This is a genomic window from Nonomuraea sp. NPDC054003, assembly GCF_055585125.1.
The window spans coordinates 143,643-158,023 of record NZ_JBVJKR010000013.1; the positions used below are offsets into that span (position 1 = coordinate 143,643).

16 protein-coding genes are annotated in these 14,381 nt (G+C 71.0%); 5 read left to right on the forward strand and 11 right to left on the reverse strand.

The window, feature by feature from the left end; translation table 11 throughout:
- Positions 1-77: 77 nt before the first annotated feature.
- The 7 genes from ACZ6YG_RS31350 to ACZ6YG_RS31380 all read right to left on the reverse strand — a co-directional run bounded on the left by ACZ6YG_RS31350 (position 78) and on the right by ACZ6YG_RS31380 (position 5,321).
- On the reverse strand, positions 78-848 hold the full coding sequence (locus tag ACZ6YG_RS31350; protein ID WP_466019996.1) for an alpha/beta fold hydrolase: 771 nt from the start codon (positions 846-848) through the stop codon (positions 78-80).
- A 74-nt stretch (positions 849-922) separates the two neighbouring features.
- Positions 923-1,891, reverse strand: coding sequence for a sigma-70 family RNA polymerase sigma factor (locus ACZ6YG_RS31355; protein WP_466019997.1), 969 nt, complete (start codon positions 1,889-1,891; stop codon positions 923-925).
- 51 nt (positions 1,892-1,942) lie between these two features.
- A complete protein-coding gene (locus tag ACZ6YG_RS31360; protein WP_466019998.1) occupies positions 1,943-2,203 on the reverse strand; it encodes a hypothetical protein in 261 nt (86 codons plus the stop codon).
- Positions 2,200-3,627, reverse strand: coding sequence for an aldehyde dehydrogenase (locus ACZ6YG_RS31365; protein ID WP_397199640.1), 1,428 nt, complete (start codon positions 3,625-3,627; stop codon positions 2,200-2,202). Before ACZ6YG_RS31365 ends, ACZ6YG_RS31360 begins: the two co-directional genes overlap by 4 nt.
- The gene (locus ACZ6YG_RS31370; protein WP_271275197.1) at positions 3,624-3,821 is read right to left on the reverse strand and encodes a 2-hydroxymuconate tautomerase; all 198 of its coding nucleotides are present in this window, start codon (positions 3,819-3,821) and stop codon (positions 3,624-3,626) included. The genes ACZ6YG_RS31365 and ACZ6YG_RS31370 overlap by 4 nt, the downstream gene beginning before the upstream one ends.
- The gene (locus tag ACZ6YG_RS31375) at positions 3,808-4,806 is read right to left on the reverse strand and encodes an amidohydrolase family protein (protein WP_148036624.1); all 999 of its coding nucleotides are present in this window, start codon (positions 4,804-4,806) and stop codon (positions 3,808-3,810) included. The genes ACZ6YG_RS31370 and ACZ6YG_RS31375 overlap by 14 nt, the downstream gene beginning before the upstream one ends.
- Positions 4,803-5,321, reverse strand: a complete 519-nt coding sequence (locus tag ACZ6YG_RS31380) for a MarR family winged helix-turn-helix transcriptional regulator (protein ID WP_219546115.1) — start codon at positions 5,319-5,321, stop codon at positions 4,803-4,805. Before ACZ6YG_RS31380 ends, ACZ6YG_RS31375 begins: the two co-directional genes overlap by 4 nt.
- An 81-nt stretch (positions 5,322-5,402) precedes the next feature.
- Here ACZ6YG_RS31380 and ACZ6YG_RS31385 point away from each other — a divergent pair, with 81 nt between their 5' ends.
- Complete coding sequence (locus tag ACZ6YG_RS31385; RefSeq protein WP_148036625.1) at positions 5,403-6,467, forward strand: class III extradiol ring-cleavage dioxygenase family protein; 1,065 nt, start codon at positions 5,403-5,405, stop codon at positions 6,465-6,467.
- A gap of 188 nt (positions 6,468-6,655) precedes the next feature.
- Here ACZ6YG_RS31385 and ACZ6YG_RS31390 read toward each other — a convergent pair whose 3' ends face one another.
- Entirely contained in the window at positions 6,656-7,246 is a 591-nt protein-coding gene (locus ACZ6YG_RS31390) for a hypothetical protein (RefSeq protein ID WP_466019999.1), read from the reverse strand.
- A gap of 149 nt (positions 7,247-7,395) precedes the next feature.
- Between ACZ6YG_RS31390 and ACZ6YG_RS31395 the strand changes: the two genes are divergently transcribed.
- Positions 7,396-8,220 carry a hypothetical protein gene (locus ACZ6YG_RS31395; protein ID WP_466020000.1) on the forward strand — a complete coding sequence of 275 codons (825 nt, stop codon included), beginning with the start codon at positions 7,396-7,398 and terminating at the stop codon, positions 8,218-8,220.
- Between the two features lie 435 nt (positions 8,221-8,655).
- Positions 8,656-9,174, forward strand: a complete 519-nt coding sequence (locus ACZ6YG_RS31400) for a P-loop NTPase family protein (protein ID WP_466020001.1) — start codon at positions 8,656-8,658, stop codon at positions 9,172-9,174.
- On the opposite strand, the gene ACZ6YG_RS31405 is transcribed toward ACZ6YG_RS31400, so the two are convergent.
- Both ACZ6YG_RS31405 and rplK read right to left on the reverse strand, forming a co-directional pair.
- Complete coding sequence (locus ACZ6YG_RS31405) at positions 9,175-10,122, reverse strand: DNA polymerase domain-containing protein (RefSeq protein ID WP_466020002.1); 948 nt, start codon at positions 10,120-10,122, stop codon at positions 9,175-9,177.
- 30 nt (positions 10,123-10,152) lie between these two features.
- Positions 10,153-10,578: a 50S ribosomal protein L11 gene (gene rplK / locus ACZ6YG_RS31410; protein WP_219546123.1), complete on the reverse strand. Its 426-nt coding sequence runs from the start codon at positions 10,576-10,578 to the stop codon at positions 10,153-10,155.
- A gap of 38 nt (positions 10,579-10,616) precedes the next feature.
- Here rplK and ACZ6YG_RS31415 point away from each other — a divergent pair, with 38 nt between their 5' ends.
- Together ACZ6YG_RS31415 and ACZ6YG_RS31420 are read left to right on the forward strand one after the other, a co-directional pair.
- Complete coding sequence (locus ACZ6YG_RS31415) at positions 10,617-11,531, forward strand: helix-turn-helix domain-containing protein (RefSeq protein WP_364232967.1); 915 nt, start codon at positions 10,617-10,619, stop codon at positions 11,529-11,531.
- 21 nt (positions 11,532-11,552) lie between these two features.
- Complete coding sequence (locus ACZ6YG_RS31420) at positions 11,553-12,110, forward strand: DUF305 domain-containing protein (RefSeq protein WP_364232970.1); 558 nt, start codon at positions 11,553-11,555, stop codon at positions 12,108-12,110.
- Positions 12,111-12,166: 56 nt separating this feature from the next.
- On the opposite strand, the gene ACZ6YG_RS31425 is transcribed toward ACZ6YG_RS31420, so the two are convergent.
- The gene (locus ACZ6YG_RS31425; protein ID WP_148036631.1) at positions 12,167-14,299 is read right to left on the reverse strand and encodes a carbon starvation CstA family protein; all 2,133 of its coding nucleotides are present in this window, start codon (positions 14,297-14,299) and stop codon (positions 12,167-12,169) included.
- Positions 14,300-14,381 lie beyond the last annotated feature (82 nt).

Genomic DNA, 14,381 nt, shown 5'->3' on the forward strand with positions numbered 1-14,381 from the left:
CCCGGGCACCCTACCAACGGCCCCCGACGCGGAAAAAGCGGTTTAGCGGCTGCCCAGGGTGGCGTCGGTACGGGAGATCAGCTGGGGCTTGCCGGTGACCTTCGGAGAGGCATCCAGGTGGGCTGGGGGCCGGTGGCCAGGAAGTCCTCGACCACTCTGGTGCACCAGTCGGGCTTCTCCTGGAGGAGGGTGTGGGACGTGCCGGGGACGACGGTCAGATAGCCGTCGGGCAGGCTCCGGTACAGCTCCACGGTGTGCTCCAGCGTCACGATGTCGTCGTCGGCGGCCATGACCAGCGCCGGACAGGTCACGGCACCGAGATCAGCCGGCTTCAGCCCGCGTTCCTCGGCCACCGCCCGCACGATCTTGGCCACCACCACCGGAAGATGGTCGGCGCCGTCAGGGGAGACCTCCGCGTACGCCTCCACCAGGGGCGGAGGCAGCGGCCCCTCACCGGAGGGCCGCACGATCATGCCCTCCATGTCGAAGGCGCCACTGATCAGGACAAGCCGGTCGACGAGGTCGGGGCGGCGCACGGCCACCCACAGCGCCACGGTCGCACCGGCGCTGTAGCCGACGAGCCGCACCGGCCCGCCGACGACCTCGTCCAGGAACGCGATGGTGTCCTGCGCCATCAACTCGACCGTGATCGGCCCCGGCACGTCGGCCGTGTGACCGTGGCCGCGGCGTTCGGGCAGCAGCACCCGGAAACGGCCGGCCAGCGCGCCGAGGTTGCCGTGGAAGTCCCTGCTGTCGGAGAAACCGCCGTGCAGCAGCACCAGCGGCTCCCCTTCGCCGCGCTCGTCGTACCAGGTGCGCACGCCGTTCACAGCCACATAGCCCGCCATCGGGTCGTCCCTTCGTCGCCGCCCCGGTGACCGTCACCGGGGTACACAGGTCATACGGCGCGGAGGGCGGAAACTCATCGCTCCAGCACACCGGGCAGGCCGAACAGCGGGAACAGCCGGTCGGCGTCGAGGTGGGTCGTCACCTCCGTGATCAGCCCGCCGGACAGGGTGAGGGTCACGAGCGCGAACCGCTCAAGCCTGCCGTCAGGTCCCGGCAGATACTGGGCGAACGCGGGCGAGCCGTTGGCCGCGGTCGGCACGAGGCGTGCGCCCGCGCAGGGGTGCCCGGCGGCGAGCAGCGTCCGGCGGATCTCCGCCCGCCCGCGCAGCCACCACGGGAACGGCGGCATCGACATGACGACGTCCTCGTGCAGCAGCGCCACCATGGCCTCGATGTCGTACCGCTCGAAGGCGTCGCAGTAACGGGCGAGGAGCCGCCGCTGCGCCTGGTCGAGCGGAGGGTGGGGCTCGTCGGGGCTCACGGAGGCGGCCCGCAGCTTCGACCGGGCGCGTTGCAGCGCGCTGGTGACGGACGCGACGGAGGTGTCGAGCAGCCGGGCGACCTCGTCAGCTCTGCAGCACAGCACGTCGCGCAGGATCAGCACCGCCCGCTGCCGGGGCGGCAGTTGCTGCAGCGCGGCGACGAACGCCAGCCGGATCGTGTCACGCCGCGCGGCCAGCTCCGCCGGATCGCCGCCGGCAGGCAGCACGCGGGCGTCGGGGACCGGCTCGACGAACGCGCTGTGGGGGAGCGGCTCACCGAGGTCGGGCCCGGCCTGCGCGGACGGGCCGAGGTCGATCGCCCGGGCCCGGCGCCGCGCGCCCCGCAGCAGGTCGAGACAGACGTTGGTGGCGATGGCGTAGAGCCACGACCGCATCGGCGCACGGCTCTCGTCGAACCGGTCGAGACTCCGCCAGGCGCGCACCAGGGTCTCCTGCACCGCGTCCTCCGCCTCGAACGGCGACCCGAGCATCCGGTAGCAGTAACCCGTCAGGGCGACCCGGTGCTGCTCCAGCAGATCCGATGCTTCTGGCTCACCCATGCCCGCGAGGCTACCGCCGCCCTCCGACAACTCCGCGAGGCCGCTTCCCGATCAACCGCGCCGCCACCACGGCGGCCTGACCTCGCGCGCCTCGGTGCCGGGGGGCGCCTCGCCGGTGCCGGCGAAGGCGTAGAAGACCGCGAGGTCGTGACGGTCGCCCTTGCGGACGCGCTTGGCGACCTTGTCGTGCGGGTAGCCGGCCCACCGCCCGTCGGGACTCTCCACGGTGGCGGCCTGCCGGTCGGTGTCGTACCGCCAGCGCCACCCGTGGTTGCGTACGAGCATCTCGCCGAGATAGGCGCCCGCGATCACGCGTCCGCGATCTGCATGACCACCGCCTTCGGCTCGGTGAAGAACTCGCGGCTGAAGTCGCCGCCCTCCCGGCCGATGCCCGAGTCGCCGACGCCGCCGAACGGGGCCCGTAGGTCTCTGATGAAGAAGCAGTTGAGCCAGACCGTGCCCGCGCGGAGCGCCGCCGAGACGCGGTGGGCGCGGTTGACGTTCTCGGTGAACAGCATGGCGTTCAGCCCGTAGCGGGTCGCGTTGGCCGCGGTGACGGCCTCGGCCTCGGTGTCGAAGGGCTGGACGACGACCACCGGGCCGAAGATCTCCTCGCGCCAGTGGCGGGCGGACGGGTCGACGTCCGCGAGCACGGTCGGCCGGACCGACCAGCCGTCGCCGAGCCCGCCGGTCAGCATCGTGCCGGGCGCGTTCTCGACGTACGAGCGGACCTTGGCGAAGTGGGACTCGCTGGCGAGCGGGCCGAGTTCGGTGGCCGGGTCCTTGGGGTCGCCGGTGCGGAGCGACTCGGCCTTCTTGACGAACCGGTCCAGGAACTCGCCGTAGACGGCCCGCTCGACGTAGAGCCTGCTGCCGGCCAGGCACACCTGGCCGGCGTTGCGGAAAATCGCCTCGGCGGACCAGTGGACGGCGTTGTCGAGGTCGGCGTCGGCGAACACCAGGTTGGCGCCCTTGCCGCCGAGCTCCAGGCTGACCGGGGTGAGGTTGGCGGCGGCGGCGCGGGTGATGGCGCGGCCGGTCGCGGACTCGCCGGTGAACGTGACGCGGTCGACCCGCGGGTCCTCGGTGAGCGCCTGGCCGGCGGAGTCGGGGCCGTAGCCGTGCACGACGTTGAGCACGCCCGGCGGCAGCCCGGCTTCGAGCGCGAGCCTGGCCAGGAGCGTGGCGGAGACCGGGGTGTCCTCGGCGGGCTTGAGCACGACCGTGTTGCCCCAGGCCAGCGCGGGGGCGATCTTCCACGACTCCAGCATGAGCGGGAAGTTCCACGGCGCGATGGCGGCGGCGACGCCGGCGGGCTCGTAGCGGGTGTAGGCGTGGTGGCCGGAGTCCATCGGCAGCGCCTGCCCGGTCGACAGGCGGGCGTGGTCGGCGAAGAAGCGGAGGTTGGCGGCGGCGCGCAGCACGTCGTGGCCGCTCTGGGCGACCGGTTTGCCCATGTCGCGGGTGTCGGCCAGGCTCAGCTCGGCGCGGTGCTCCTCGACGAGGTCGGCGAGCCGGTGCAGGAGCCTGCCGCGCTCGGCGAACCCCATCCGGGGCCACGGCCCCTCGTCGAACGCCCGCCGGGCCGCCGCTACCGCCCGCGCGGCGTCGTCGGCCCCGCCGAGCGCGACCTCGGCCCACGGTTCCCGCGTCCACGGGTCGACGCTGGGCATCCGCCGCCCGTCGAGGGATCCGGTCTCCTCGCCGTCGATGACGTGACCGTAGAAGCCGGTCATGAGCGCGGCCCCCTCTCGGCGATCGTGACGTCGCCCGCGGCCCAGTGGGTCGGCGGGATCTCCCGTACGATCACGCGGACGCTCTCCTTGGGTGAGCCGACGGAGGCGACGACGGCCTCGGTGACGTTGGAGATCAGCGCGCGGATGCTCTCGGCCGGACGGCCCTGGATGAGTGTGACTTCAACGAGAGGCATGGACACCACCTGGGAAGAGGTCGGCGGCGGTCCCGGTGCGGACCGCACGTTCCTGGTCGGGGGCGAGGCCGGCCGGGGCCAGGGCGGCTCCGGCGGGGCGTTCGGCGATGGGGAAGGGGTAGTCGGTGCCGACCATGACGCGGTCGGCGCCGACGGTCTCGACGAGCGTGCGGAGTGTGCCGGGGTCGTAGACGAGCGAGTCGTACCAGAACCGGCGCAGATACTCCCGCACCGGTCGTTCGGGCGCCCGGACGCCGGGGAGCATGGCCACGCACCGTTCGATACGCGGCAGCATGGCGAGCAGCGCGCCGCCGCCGTGCGCGAGCACGACCCGCAGGCCCGGGTGCCGGTCCAGGACGCCGCCGAGGATAAGCGTGGCGGCCGCGGCGGCGGTCTCGGCCGGCATGCCGACCGCGTACAGCAGCCCGTGCGCGCCGAGCCGGTCGGCGCCCAGCACCTGCCAGGGGTGCACGAACAGCACCGCGTCGCGTTCGGCGACGGCCGCGTAGAAGACGTCCAGCGCCCGGTCGTCGAGCGGGCGGCCGTCGACGTTGGTGCCGATCTCGACGCCGGCCAGCCCGAGCCCGTCGACGCACTCGCCGACCATGGCGGCGGCGACGTCCGGCTCCTGCAGCGGCACCGTGCCGAGCCCGGTGAAGCGGCGGGGCTCGGCGGCGACGAGACCGGCGATCCACTCGTTCTGCGCGCGGGAGAGCTCGATCGCGCCGTCGACCGGGAGTCCGTAGCCGAACGTGACCGGGATCGGGGACACCACCTGGGAGGTCACGCCTTCGGCCGCCATGTCGGCGAGCCGCCGCCCGGTGTCCCAGCAGCGGTCGTCGAGGGCGCGGAAGAACCGGCCGCCCAACTGGAGGTCGGCCGTGCACGGTCCGGTGGCCCGCAGGCCGGGCCAGGCTCCCGCGTACCTCTCGGACAGGCGCGGCAGGTCGCGCGGGATCGCGTGCGTGTGGACGTCGACGGTCACGGCGCCACCACCTGGGCGGTCTCGATGGACCCGCGCAGCTTGGCCAGCAGCGCGGTGAGCGTGCGGCGCTCGTCGCCGCTGAGCTGCCAGGCGATCGCGTCCAGGTAGCGCCAGTGGGACGGCAGGAACCCCGCCAGGAACCGCTCGCCCGCCTCCGTGTTGGCCACCAGGAACGAGCGGCGGTCGCCGGGGTTGACCCGCCGCTCCACGTACGACCGCGCCACCAGCCCGTCGACCACGCTCGTCAGGTTGGCCGGGCGCACCGAGATGGCCTGGGCCAGCTCGCCCATGTTGAGCGGCCGGTCGGCGCGGTGCAGGACGGTGAGGATGTTGAGCTGGCTTACTGTCAGCCCGTGGGGCGCCAGCTCGGCGGTGCCGGCCCGGTCGAACGACGACATCGCGCGGTAGAGGGTGAGGGTGAGCTTCAGCAGGTCGGGGTCGAACTCCGGGCCGTGCTCGTCCGCCGCGCGGGCGACCTGCCACTCGACGTCCTGGAAACCGGGCTCTTCGGCCACGCGGCCCCCTGGTTATTCGAAACGTAGATATTTATGGTGGATGATAATACAGATCCACTTCGAAATCCTGGAGGGCCCGGAATGGGCGAAGTCCTGGGCGTCGGCGTCACGCACTACCCTCCGTTCAGCGGCACGGACGCGGACATGGCCGGCCTCTTACGGCGCACCATGGCCGACCCCGGCATCCCCGCCGAGGTGAAGGACCCCGCCAACTGGACCGCGAACGCCCGCCGCGAGTGGGGCGACGACGGCGGCGCCACCGGTGCCGCGGAGCACCGCGAGGCTCTGATCAAGGGCTTCGAGCAGGTACGGGCCGCTATCGACGACTTCAATCCCGACGCCGTCCTGATCTGGGGCGACGACCAGTACGAGAACTTCCACGAGGACCTCATCCCGCCCTACGCGGTGCTCGCCTACCCCGACCTGGAGCTCCGGCCTTGGGCGCAGGCCGGCTACTCGGCGGACATGCAGGGCAAGCCGAACGTGTGGGACGAACCGTACGACACCACCTTCCGGGTGCGCGGCCGGCCCGACATCGCCCGGCATCTCGCCTCCGGGCTGCTGGAACGCGGCGTCGACGTGGCCTACGCCTACAAGCAGGCGCACCATCCGGGGCTGCCGCACGCGTTCCTGAACGCCATCCTCTATCTGGACTACCACCGCACCGGCTTCGACTACCCGGTCATCCCGTTCCCGATCAACTGCTACGGCCGGCGGGTCGTCAGCTACCGCGGCTTCATGAGCGAGATCGGGGACAAGCGCGAGCTGGACCCGCCGTCGCCGTCGCCCGCCCGGCTGATGCAGGTCGGGGCGGAGGTGGCGCGGCTCTGCGCCGAGTCGCCGTGGCGGATCGCGCTGCTCGCCTCCTCCAGCTGGTCGCACGCCTTCCTGTGCGACCGCACCTGGCGGATGTGGCCCGACACGCCCGCCGACGCCCGCCTGTACGAGGCCCTCGTCAAGGGCGACCTGGACGTGTGGCGCGCCACCACGCTGGCCGACGTCGAGGCGGCGGGGCAGCACGAGCTGCTCAACTGGTTCCCCCTGGTGGCGGCCATGGAGGCGCTCGGCCGGCCGGCGCCGCAGTGGTCGGCGTTCGTGGAGACCGAGGTGTTCAACTCGAACAAGGTGTTCGCGGTCTACCGGTGACGCCTGCCGGGTCAGTCGAACAGGTCGTCGAGGGTCTGGACGGTGATGGCCCGGGTGGCCCAGGTTTCGAGCTGGTCGAGGTCGGCGCAGGCGGTGATGCGGGCCGGGGGTCGTCCGGGATGTCGAGGCCGCGGGTTTCCAGGAGCAGCAGCACCAGGCGTGCGGCCTCTTCAGCCTTGCCTTCTGCCTTACCTTCGGCTTTGCCCTCGACTTTGCCTCGGGCTTGGCCTTCTTCGAGGCCGCGGCCGAAGTGTTCGCGCGCGAAAGGGCTGTAGACGGGCCAGGTGGTGGATTTCATGATCTCCTCCAGGAGGCGCCGGATCTCGGGCGCGGCCGTGGACCATGGCCGCCAGTCCGGGCTGGGCGGCGGCCTGGTGGGGGTCGGTGATGGCGGGGATGTCGTCCGGTCCCAGCACGTGGGCCTGGAGGCGGTATCCGGTCAGGCCGGAGTCGATCGGCTGGACGTAGTAGGCGGCGGCCGCACGGTCGGGGCAGATCACCAGGACGGTGACGTCGCAGCCGAGCAGCAGCCACAGCGCGGCGGCGTAGCGGGCGAGTTGGTGGGGTGCCTTGGACTTGTCTTGCTGGATCTCCACGATGATGGCGTGGGCGGGGCTCTGGGGCGGGCCCATGACGAGGACCAGGTCGGCCTCGAAGTCGCCGGAGGGCCGAGTGTTGAACGTGCTGTCCTCCACACGGATCAGCGGGGTGACGGGCACGTCGACGCCCATGAGGTCGCGCAGGATGTCCACGGCCAGTTGGGGACGTTCACTGATCATTTGGATGAGGGCGTCGTGTGGGGGAGACGGCATGCCACTTATTGTGACATGAGAATCACTTAAAGTAATGAATCATGTTGCCGACGTGGGAAGCGACACTCTGTCAAGATCGCTGAATGCTGCGATTGGCCACCACACTCCTGGCGGCGGTGCTGGTGCTCAGCGGCGGTCATCTCCTGACCGGACCGCTCGCGTTCGAAGATCACGCCGCACGCGCCGTGTGGACCTGGCGTACCAGCGGCGCGGCCGATATCTGGCGCGAGGGTTTCGTCCCGCTTGAGGACCTTGCCGCTATACCGCCGAGGGTGGTCGAGCGGATCCGGCAGGATGAGGAGTACGGCTGGGTCGTAGCCGGCCCGCTTCCCGCCACGCCGCCTGAGACGCAGATCCGCTGGGATGACGGGGCCACCATGCGGGCTCCGGTGATAGGTGCGCGAGAGGCGCTCCTGACCGTCTCTCCTTGGGGAACGGAGACGAACTTCCCCGAGGACGAGACATATCACTTGACCGGCGCCACCTTCACCACCATGCGGCTGAAGACCCTGCGCGGCATGGCGACCGTGCCCGCCTGGCGGCTGTACTTCTCGGATCTGCCTGGCCCGATCGATCAGGTGGCGGTCGACCAGGAAGCGGTCGGGACCATCGAGGGCGCGGTCGGCAGCCTGATCGGCGATGTCAGGGCCGTCGAGGCGCTGGACGAGCGCACGCTGCTGGTGAGCTACGAGTACGGCTCATGCACAGGAAAGCCGAGGGACGTCAGGTTGAGAGTTCGTGAGGAGCCGGACGTGGTGGTCCTGGGGTTCGACGTCCACGGGCCGCGTCAACTCGGCTTCTGTGCCGGTGTGGGTATGTCCGGCCAGGGCGTGATCGAGCTTGACGAGCCGCTCGGTGCCCGGGTGCTCCTCGACGCGAAGAGCAGAGTCCCGGTCCTGTGTCGGCACGTGCCCAACGCGTGCAGAGCCGGGAACGGGTGATCCAGGCTTCCCGTGCATCGTGCTCTGACCATGTGACACGTGGACCCGGCCGGTCACATACATCCGAACCGAATCGAGGCGTACACAAGGGCTTCGCCCCCAGGCGCTCCGCGCCGTCTCAGCTCAGGCGCTCCGATGAGGCGCCTGCGGCGCAACCCCAGCGCCTGCGGCGCCTTCGCGTGCCCTGTCGGCCGTGGGATTCGACGAACGCGCGCGGACCCTTGATGGGGAGCCGTCGGAAGACGGGCTTACCCGGCTCGCTCTGATTCCGGCGGCCCGCGGCACGCGCGAGGGCGCCGAAGGCGCGGGGTTTGCGCCGGAGGCGCCTCAAGGAGACGTCTGAGCTGTGAGGGCGCGGAGCGCCTGACGAGTGAAGACCATTTGGGCCGTGGGCTGGTGAAGCGGGGGAGCCGGGGATGGGAGTACATTCTTCCGGTGCGTCGCATCTCTGTCGTGGGCAACTCCGGGTCGGGCAAGTCGACGGTGGCGGCGGAGCTGGCCGGGAGGCTGGGTGTGCCGTGGCTGGAGCTGGACTCGATCTTCCACATGCCGGGCTGGACCCCGCGCCCCGTGGACGAGTTCCGGGCCGAGGTCGACGCGTTCACCGCGGGCGACGGGTGGGTGGTCGACGGGAACTACTCGGCCGTGCGGGAGCTGGTGTGGTCGCGCAGTGACACCGTGGTCTGGGTGGATCCGCCGAGGGCCACGGTGATGCGCAGGCTCACGGCCAGGACGCTGCGCCGGATGGCCACCGGGGCGGAGTTGTGGAACGGAAACCGGGAGAGGTTCCGGTTCCTGTTCACGAAGGACGAGTCGATCCTGCGCTGGGCGTGGGTGAAGCATGACGAATACCGCGAGCGGTACGCGAAGGCCGCCGTGGATCCGGCGTACGGGCACCTGAGGTTCGTCCGCGTCACGTCGAGCGGCGAGCTGGCGCGCGTCCTGGACGGCTGATCACTCGCCGCGCCGGGCGCGGGCGGCCCGGCGTTTGCCCTCGTGCATGGCCTGGACGCGGGCGACCGGGATGGTGTGGCCCTCCTCGATCAGGTCGGCGGGCAGCGACTGCGGCGAAGGCAGCCCAGCGGCCCACGGGTCGCCGTCGCCGAGCAGGCCGGGGGCGGTCCTGATGGTGAAGTCGCGTGGCGTCACCCGGTCGAGCTCGTCCCACCCGACCGGGAACGAGACGGGCGTCCCGGGCCTGATCCGCGGGCTGTAGGCGGCCACCACGGTGGCCCCGCCGGCCCTGGTCGAGTCGAGGAACACCTTGCCCTGGCGGTCTTCCCTGATGAACGCGGTGGTGGCCAGGGCGGGGTCGAGCCGCTCGGCCCGCGCGGCGACGGCCCGGGTGGCCGCGGCCAGGTCCTCCATGGAGATCCCGGCCACGACCGGCACGAACACGTGCAGGCCCTTGGCCCCGGAGGTCTTGACCGCCCCGGACAGCCCGGCCTGGGCGAGCGCCTCCCTGATCAGCCCGGCGGCCCGCACCACCAGCGAGAAGTCGCCGCCCTCCGGCGGGTCGAGGTCGAGCACCAGGTGCGTGAAGTGGTCGCCGACGAGCAGGGCGGGGTGGTATTCGACGGCCCGCTGGTTGGCGAACCAGAGCAGCGTCCGCCGGTCGTCGCAGAGCGCGTAGGAGACCTGGCGGTGCGACGCCTCCGCCCAGATGGTCACCGTGCGGATCCACGAGGGGGCGTACTTGGGGAGGTTCTTCTGCATGAAGGGCGCCTGCCCCGGCCGCACCCGCATGACCGACAGCGCCCGCCCGCGCAGCGCGGGCAGGATGCGGTCGCGTACCGCGTCGAGGTAGTCGACCAGATCACGCTTGGTCGCGTCAGCCCCGTCGAACAGCGGCTGGTCGAGATTGGTCAGCCGCACCTCGTCGCGCGTCTCATCGCCGGTCACCCCGCCCACGATAACCGCCGGGGACGACAATCAGTCCTTGACGTCCAGCCCCATGGACCTGGCCGTGCCCGCCACGATCTTGACCGCCTGGTCGAGGTCGTCGGTGTTGAGGTCGGGCAGTTTGGCCTCGGCCACCTGCCTGAGCTGGGCCGTGGTGACGACGCCGCCGCTCTGGTGGCCGGGGCGGGGGCTGCCGCCGTTCAGCCCGGTCACCTGGCGGATCAGCGAGGCCGTGGTGGGCTGCTTGACGGTGATGTCGAAGGCCCGGTCCTCGTAGACCGTGACCACGGCCGGTATCACGTAGCCGCGCCGGCCGGCGGTCAGCTCGTTGTACTGCTTGCAGAACTGCATGAGGTTGATGCCGAGCGGGCCGAGGTCCTTGCCGACGGTCGCCGGGCCGGCCTCGCCCGCGTTCAGGTGCATGGTGACGACCCTGGTCACCTTGTTCTTCGCCATGCGGGCTAAGCTAAAGTCTCCCGTAACAGGAGACTCAAATGGATTATTCGATCGGCAAGCTGGCGCAGCTGACCGGTCTCTCCGTCAAGACCATCCGGTTCTACTCCGACGAGGGCGTGCTGCCCGCGCCCGGCCGCACCCCCTCGGGCTACCGCCGCTACACCGACGAGCACCGCGTCCACCTGGAGCTCGTACGCACCCTGCGGGAGATCGGCGTCGACCTGGCCACGATCCGCTCGCTGGGGCGGCGCGGGCTCAAGGACGTGCTCGCCCTTCACCTGCGGGCCGTGGAGACCCAGCTCACCGCGCTGCAGCGGACCCGGGCCGTGCTGCGCGCCACCCTCGCCAAGGACGACCCCGCCGACGAGGACCTGCGCCGGCTGCACACCCTCGGGCGGCTGGGCGCGGCCGAGATGGAGACGCTGCTGGACACGTTCATCGACGACGTGGGCGGCAGCCCCGCCCAGCGGGAGTGGCTGGCGGACATGCGCGCGTGCATGGCCCCCGAGCTGCCCGAGGACCCCACGGCCGCCCAGCTCGACGCGTGGCTGGAGCTGATGGACCTGCTGGCCGACGACGGGTTCCGGCGCAACCTGCGGGAGACGTCCGCGGACTTCTGGGACCGCCCGTACGACCATGGGACGTGGCAGCGGGAGAGCGCGGCCATGGCGGAGGAGGCGCTGCGGGCGGTCGAGGCGGGGGTCTCGCCCGCCGCGCCCGAAGCGGTCCCGGTGCTCGAACGCGCCCTCGCCGTCATGGGCGGCGACCGCGACGAGGTCCTGCGCGCCTTCGACCGGCACGATCCGCGCGCCGCGCGCTACTGGGAGCTGGTCGCGGCCGTACGGGGCCTCGACCCCGAGCCCTCACCCATGGCCGTCGCGTACGACTGGATCCACCGAGGGCTCAGAACCAATCGTGAACTTTCTCCGCAACCGGCGCGTACCTCGGAGTGATCGAACCATCGAGGGGAGCTGATGCGGGTGCGGACCCGCCTGCTGATCGCCGCCTTGGCCCTGTGCGTGCCCGCGTCCGCCGCGTGCGCGCCCGCCACCGGAGAACCGCTGCCCGCCGCGCAGGCCGCGTACGGGGAGGCCGACATCCGGTTCTCCCAGGAGATGATCCCACACCACCGGCAGACCATCCAGCTCGCCGGACTGGCGGAGGGCCGGGCGGACAACCTGTACGTGCAGGATCTGGGCGGGAGGCTGATCGCCCTGGAGCAGGCCGACATCGACAAGATGGCGTCCTGGCTGCGCGAGTGGAAGCGGAAGGTGCCGCCGGACGACGCGAAGGTCGCGCACTCCATGCCCGGCATGCTGTCGGCCGAGCAGATCAAGGTGCTGGAAGGGATGTCGGGCGTGGAGTTCGACAAGTCCTGGCTGACGGTGCTGTCGAGACACCTGGCCTCCGGCACCGAGATGGCCGAGAAGGTGCTCGACCAGGGCAGACACCAGCCGACCCTGCGCCTGGCGAAAGAGATGATCAAGAATCAGCGGGCCACCATCGCCGAGATAGCCGGGCTGCTGGCCTGACCGGACCGGCAGGGCGGGTCGCCGCCGGGAAAGGCGCCCGCCCTGCCCGCCCCGCGTCAGTCTCCCTTCGGAGGACCGGCCGCGCCGGCCATCAGCTCGCGCTCCTCACGCGTCGCGATGAGCCCGGCCGGCGCCACGATCTTCGACTCCTCGTACGGGGCCTCCGTGTCGGGCAGCGGCGCCCGGGAGCGGATCGCGACGATCCAGACCCGTGCGGCGTCCACGATCACGATGATGATGAGGATCGCGAACAGCGCGGCCAGGACGCCGTCGACGGTGGAGTTGAAGACGACCCGTTCCATGTCGCCGATCGACTTGGCCGGGGCCAGGACCTCTCCCTGGTCGAGTGCGGTCTGGTAGCGGTCGCGCTGGGCGAAGAACCCGAGGCCGGGGTCGGGCGAGAACACCTTCTGGTAGCTCGCCGTCAGCGTGACCGCGACGTCCCACGCCAGCGGGACACCGGTCACCCAGGCCCATTTCAGCCGCCCGCTCTTGATCAGCAGCGTGGTGGCGACGGTGAGCGCCACCGCCGCGAGCAACTGGTTGGCGATGCCGAACAGCGGGAAGAGCTGGTTGATGCCGCCCAGCGGATCGTTGACGCCCTGGTAGAGGAAGTAGCCCCAGGCCCCCACCACGATCGCGCTGGTCGCGAGGAGCCCCGGCCACCAGCTGACCTTGCGCATCGGCTTCCACACGTTGCCCAGCGTGTCCTGCAGCATGAACCGGCCCACGCGGGTGCCGGCGTCGACCGTGGTGAGGATGAACAGCGCCTCGAACATGATCGCGAAGTGGTACCAGAAGGCCTTCAGCGCGGCGCCGCCGAGGAACCCGGAGAAGATCTCCGAGATGCCGACGGCCAGCGTGGGCGCTCCTCCGGTACGGGCGATCAGGGTCTCCTCCTGGACCGCCGCCGCGGCCGCCTGGAGTTCCTGCGGCGTGATGACGAAGCCCATGTTGGTGACCGCCTCGGACGCCGTCTGGACCGTGGCGCCGAGCACTCCCGCGGGCGAGTTCATCGCGAAGTAGAGGCCGGGGCTCAGGATGGAGGCCGCGGCGATGGCCATGACCGCCACGAACGACTCCATCAGCATGGAGCCGTAGCCGATCATCCGTACCTGGGACTCCTTCTGGATCATCTTCGGGGTCGTGCCGGAGGAGATCAGCGCGTGGAACCCGGACAGCGCGCCGCAGGCGATGATGATGAACACGAACGGGAACAGCGACCCGGCGAACACCGGCCCCTTGCCGTTGAACGCGAACTCGGTGAACGCGGTGTTCTGCATCGCCGGCATCGTGACCAGGATGCCGACCGCCATCAGCGCGATCGTGCCGATCTTCATGAACGTCGACAGGTAGTCGCGCGGCGCGAGCAGCATCCACACCGGCAGCACCGCCGCGATGAACCCGTACGCGATCAGCCACAGCGCCAGCGCCGAAGGGCTCAGCGTGAAGACCCCGGCCCAGCTCGAGTCCTGCACCCACCCGCCGGCGACGATGGCGAGGATCAGCAGCGCGACGCCGATGACCGAGACCTCCACGACCTTGCCCGGCCGGAGCACCCGCAGGTAGAAGCCCATGAACAGGGCGATCGGGATCGTCATCGCGATCGAGAACACGCCCCACGGCGACTGCGCCAGCGCGTTCACCACGACCAGCGCCAGCACCGCCAGCAGAATGATCATGATGGCGAAGACCGCGATCAGCGCCGCCACCCCGCCGACCGGCCCGATCTCGTCGCGGGCCATCTGACCGAGGCTGCGCCCGTTGCGGCGCATGGAGAAGAACAGGATCACCATGTCCTGCACCGCCCCGGCGAAGATCACGCCGGCCACGATCCAGATGGTGCCGGGCAGGTAGCCCATCTGGGCCGCCAGCACCGGCCCGACCAGCGGGCCCGCCCCGGCGATGGCGGCGAAGTGATGACCGAACAGGATCCGCCGGTCGGTGGGCTGGTAGTCGATGCCGTTGTCGAGCCGTTCGGCGGGCGTCGCCCGCCGGTCGTCGGTGCGGAGGACCTTGCGCTGGATGAACCGGGCGTAGAAGCGGTAGGCGATGGCGTACGAGCCGAGTGCGGCGGCGAGCAACCAGACCGCGTTGACGTTCTCACCCCTGGACAGGGCGAGCACGCCCCAGCCGGCGGCGCCTATCAAGGCGACCGCTGTCCAGATGATGATGGAGCGCACCTTCACCGATTACCTCCCATATATGGGACGGCCCAGGCAGCAGCGGAGTCCGGCGTCCGGTGGCAGATCGGTGGTGAAGCGCCGCCAG

Excerpts from the sequence above, each read along its gene's own strand:
- ACZ6YG_RS31355 (WP_466019997.1), bottom strand. The coding sequence starts at position 1,891 with ATGGGTGAGCCAGAAGCATCGGATCTGCTGGAGCAGCACCGGGTCGCC.
- ACZ6YG_RS31370 (WP_271275197.1), bottom strand. The coding sequence starts at position 3,821 with ATGCCTCTCGTTGAAGTCACACTCATCCAGGGCCGTCCGGCCGAGAGC.
- ACZ6YG_RS31390 (WP_466019999.1), bottom strand. The coding sequence starts at position 7,246 with ATGATCAGTGAACGTCCCCAACTGGCCGTGGACATCCTGCGCGACCTC.
- rplK (WP_219546123.1), bottom strand. The coding sequence starts at position 10,578 with ATGGCGAAGAACAAGGTGACCAGGGTCGTCACCATGCACCTGAACGCG.
- ACZ6YG_RS31415 (WP_364232967.1), top strand. The coding sequence starts at position 10,617 with ATGGATTATTCGATCGGCAAGCTGGCGCAGCTGACCGGTCTCTCCGTC.
- ACZ6YG_RS31385 (WP_148036625.1), top strand. The coding sequence starts at position 5,403 with ATGGGCGAAGTCCTGGGCGTCGGCGTCACGCACTACCCTCCGTTCAGC.
- ACZ6YG_RS31365 (WP_397199640.1), bottom strand. The coding sequence starts at position 3,627 with ATGACCGGCTTCTACGGTCACGTCATCGACGGCGAGGAGACCGGATCC.
- ACZ6YG_RS31420 (WP_364232970.1), top strand. The coding sequence starts at position 11,553 with ATGCGGGTGCGGACCCGCCTGCTGATCGCCGCCTTGGCCCTGTGCGTG.
- ACZ6YG_RS31350 (WP_466019996.1), bottom strand. The coding sequence starts at position 848 with ATGGCGGGCTATGTGGCTGTGAACGGCGTGCGCACCTGGTACGACGAG.